The 4,052-nt window shown below is 39.2% G+C and carries 3 protein-coding genes and 1 pseudogene; all 4 read right to left on the bottom strand.

Features of this window, described 5'->3' with window-relative positions; genetic code table 11:
* Nucleotides 1–114: 114 nt before the first annotated feature.
* Nucleotides 115–1,302 (bottom strand): annotated as a pseudogene (locus G7Y39_RS13030) (type I restriction endonuclease); the annotation flags it as partial.
* Nucleotides 1,303–1,325: 23 nt separating this feature from the next.
* Nucleotides 1,326–1,607 (bottom strand): helix-turn-helix domain-containing protein, encoded by a 282-nt coding sequence (locus G7Y39_RS13025; protein ID WP_100788715.1) that lies wholly within the window; start codon nucleotides 1,605–1,607, stop codon nucleotides 1,326–1,328.
* A gap of 369 nt (nucleotides 1,608–1,976) precedes the next feature.
* On the bottom strand, nucleotides 1,977–2,345 hold the full coding sequence (locus G7Y39_RS13755) for a hypothetical protein (protein WP_241160061.1): 369 nt from the start codon (nucleotides 2,343–2,345) through the stop codon (nucleotides 1,977–1,979).
* A gap of 29 nt (nucleotides 2,346–2,374) precedes the next feature.
* Nucleotides 2,375–3,748 (bottom strand): ATP-binding protein, encoded by a 1,374-nt coding sequence (locus G7Y39_RS13015; RefSeq protein WP_165157871.1) that lies wholly within the window; start codon nucleotides 3,746–3,748, stop codon nucleotides 2,375–2,377.
* Nucleotides 3,749–4,052: the final 304 nt, after the last annotated feature.

Here is a 4,052-nt window from a genome sequence, read left to right as displayed (position 1 = left end):
TTATTGAGGGTCAGAAATCGGGCAATCCGCAAAATAAACAAATCCTAACGGATGAGATTCCGCCTAACTTGTTGTTTTTCGGAGTCCGAGATTCTGCCTGATTCATTCTAAATTTAACGAACTATTGTCAAAAAACTTCATAATCTTTTTATGGCTATCCCCGAAATGACTACGGTGACACTCATCAAAAATCATCACGATGCGTGAATGACGGATAGCATCAATCTTGCTGCTATACCACGTCTTACTAACTGCCGCATTAAGTTTTTGAATGGTGGTTATGATAATTTTGGAATTGCTTTGAAGTCGCTTCACGAGTTCATCCGTATTTTCGGTACTATCCACTGCACCCGGCTCAAAAGCCTCATATTCCGATTGCGTCTGAGTATCAAGATCATGACGGTCAACAACAAACATCACCTTATCCACATCATCCAATTCTGATACAAGTTGTGCAGCCTTGAATGAAGTCAATGTTTTTCCGGCACCTGTTGTATGCCAGATATAACCATTATCATTGGAGTTTTGTACACGATCCAAAATCTTCTCTACCGCATAGAATTGGTAAGGACGAAGTACCATCAAGCACTTGTCGCCCTCATGCAGCACAATATATTTTCCTATGATTTTGCCAAGCGTACATTTTTCCAAGAAGAATCCGGCAAACTTATCCAATTCATTGAACGGATGATTGGCGGCATCTGTCCAGTTGAATGTGAACTTATACCCACTATTGGGATTATTGGCAAAATAGCGAGTGTTAACACCGTTGGATATGACAAACAGTTGAATATAATCAAACAATCCGTGAAACGAAGTCTTGTGATAACGCTGTATTTGGTTGTATGCCTGTTTAAGTTCCACGCCACGACGTTTCAATTCAATCTGCACAAGTGGCAAACCATTGATTAGAATCGTCACATCATAGCGGCATTTTTTACGTCCTTCCACTGTAATCTGGTTGGAAACCTGAAATTCATTCTGACACCACTGCTGCCTATTTAGAAATTCCACCCATATACGCTGTCCATCAGCCGTATCAAGCGGATATAAGTCACGGAGTTTCTTTGCCTTTTCAAAGCGAGTACCACCTTCAAGGTATATGAGAATCTTCTCAAACTCTTCTGCCGTAAACTCAGTACGTCCGTGCTCTTCCAATCGTTTGCGGTTGTGAATCTCCAACTGCCGCTTGAAATTGGCATAAAGATTATCTTCCTCGACAATCTGGACATACTCGTAGTCCATTTGTCGGAGTGTGGCTATCAGCCCGGCTTCCAATGCCGCTTCGCTTTGTGTTGACATATTCTTGTCCTGCTGTGGTGTTATTATTTATTTATTCTAGCTTGCAATATCTTGATACCTAATGCATTTTCTATTTTGCATAAGGTTTCCAACGACAAATTTTCTCGACCTTTCAACACTTTAGAAACATACTGCTGGGTACAATTCATTTTCTCAGCCAGCACTCGTTGTGTCATGCCAAGTTCCTCCATCCGGTCCGACATAGTTGCAGCTATAGCCTGTGAATGGCAAACCCAATCCTCTCTTTTGTTTTCCATTATATTCTTTACTTCTCCTAAAGCGTTGTCTATCTTTTCTTCAGCCATTGTATGAATCAAAAATACCTTTGTCCTATTTTGTAGGCAAAGGTACTATAAATAATCGAGATTACACAACTTTCAGGTTGTTTTAATCCTACTAAATTTCAACCTGCTACATATTATTTTGCACCTAAAACATCATGCAATCATCATCAATCAATTTATTTAGTGCTCATATAGTCCTCGAAGCTAATATATTCATAATTATTAGGGATTTTGACCAACTTCTTTTTATTAATAACAAATGAGGGATTATAATGCCAATTATAAAAATTCAATACAGTAAAAGTATTAGAAATCAAAACAATAAACCCTATTACAATAGAGGCAGGTTTGAAATTACAGAAGTCATTTATTGTTTTAATTGTATCTTTTTCAGCCACAAAAAAGCAGTAAAGTACTATTCCTAATACAAGCAAAATAACCAACAAACCAACAGTTAACTTTACCAAACTCTTGGATATACTTTTCCCCTCGCTTCTCCCTAACATAAACCAAAGCCATAGCATCATGCAACGCTGCTTTGTCCGTATTTCTATATTTGCGAATTATAGAAAATTCCTTGCTGAATTTTGCTTCCCCTTGCCATTGTTTTGTTTGTGGTATAACATGGAATTTGAAGTGATTAACAAGTATATCCTCTAAATTATCCGATATTCTATTTAAATCCGTGCTAGATAAGTGTCTTCTATCGCAAGCATTATAAATATCTTCACGATTTTGATAATTCAGTGTTCCAGGCATAAAATTTATACAGTAAAACCAATTAAACATTAGTAACTTAATCTGACAATATTTTCCGGCAACATCACATTCTCGGAATCATCTTTCGGAGCACTCTTAAGGAGCAACATCGGAACGATGGTATAGTTCTTGGCAAACGGCAATAAATTAGCCTTGCGAAGAAGTTCAGTTGTTAACTGTTTACCATTCTCTTGACTTGTCCATTTGCACTCACCAACCAGCAGATACTTTTTATCAAGAGATTCAGCCATTACATCAAATTCCACTTGTTCAGGCTTCTTATCCTCATTGAGAACAGAACCCCACCAGCGTTTTGCCTTGCCGTAAACAATTCCATTGACCATATTTCCCGTTACAGCATCCCTGCATAGTTTTTCCCAATGCATACTCACATACTCCGAGAAATGGGCTACCAATGCCTGTTCTAATGGCAAACGACGACCAAATTCGATGAACGAACGGCTAGGCACGACAAACTGATAGTAGAATGCCATAAAAGGGTCTGCAATCTTATATAGGCTCTTTTTTGCATTCTTTTCGTCAATTCCGTAAGGAACATCTTTCTCTAAAAATCCGAGATCAATAAGTTTCTTCAATGGACGTGACAGATTAGTTGCAGGCTCATTACATCTGGCAGCAATCTCAGAAAGACGATTTGCACCAGAGCCGATATAGGACATGATTGTAGAAGTCTTGACAATATCCTTCACATCATCTTGAAACAGTTTTATCGGCTCCTCGTAAAGAGTGCCATTTACAGAAAGGATATTGTGCCACAACGCATCGGAAAGTGAGTTTCTGTTTTCTCGCAGTTCCCAGTAACGGGGCACACCTCCCCATACAGCATACTCTTCAACGGCACCCACAGCATCAAGGTTCAAAGCCTCCTGAATATACGGCAAGCGTATCGGCATAAGTCTCATAATCTCATCAGCACGGCCATAGAGAGGTGCCGTAGAATCAAGAAACAGTCCATACATCATATTTTGCGATGAACCACAAAGTACAAGATTATACTTCAACTGTTTTTCATCAACTAGTTTCTGCAACACTGACGGCAGTTCCGGGGATTGTTCCACCAGATACGGAAATTCATCCAGACATAGCGTGAAACGTTTGTCTGTGCGATAATTGACCGCACGAAACAGAGACTCCCAATCCGGATAAGTCAACTTATCAAAATCAGGAAATACTTGTGCTACTACCTTCGCAAGTAAAGTCCTTTGGTGTTGTTCTTCCGAACGGTCGGCAAGGAAATATACATCACTGTCCGACAACACCCTTTTAATAAGTGTTGACTTACCCAACCGTCTGCGACCGTACACTACGACCAACGAGGACTTCTCTCTTGAAAGAGCGTCCCTCAGTCGTGCTATTTCTTCTATTCTATCAACGAAGTTCATATCTAATATTTATTATACAATACAAACATAATGTTTTTGTAGCATAATACAAAATTCCAAGACAAGTATTTTTCTGTATGGCACACGGCTCTTTCATTTAAGCCAAAAGAACAAGCATATCATCCCTTACCCGGTTCATTTCGAATCGGGTAATTAGTCATATCTGTATGTCAGTCAATTCAAGTTTCGCAAGTTCAACTTGCTGATTCCATATTGTAGAATTTAGCGATATGAGCTATCTCATCAGAATGATTAATCACCGCATCATAGACTTCTTCGTCCAGCAATCCGAAGGCTCTCGCTA

This window comes from Parabacteroides sp. ZJ-118 (assembly GCF_011038785.1).
Classification (GTDB): Bacteria; Bacteroidota; Bacteroidia; order Bacteroidales; family Tannerellaceae; genus Parabacteroides.
Note: the sequence above shows the minus strand (reverse complement) of the source record. Positions and strands in the feature narration are given on the sequence as shown.

Bases quoted from the DNA above. Each gene is read 5' to 3' on its own strand.
- G7Y39_RS13025 (WP_100788715.1), bottom strand. From the start codon at position 1,607: ATGGCTGAAGAAAAGATAGACAACGCTTTAGGAGAAGTAAAGAATATA.
- G7Y39_RS13015 (WP_165157871.1), bottom strand. From the start codon at position 3,748: ATGAACTTCGTTGATAGAATAGAAGAAATAGCACGACTGAGGGACGCT.
- G7Y39_RS13755 (WP_241160061.1), bottom strand. From the start codon at position 2,345: ATGCCTGGAACACTGAATTATCAAAATCGTGAAGATATTTATAATGCT.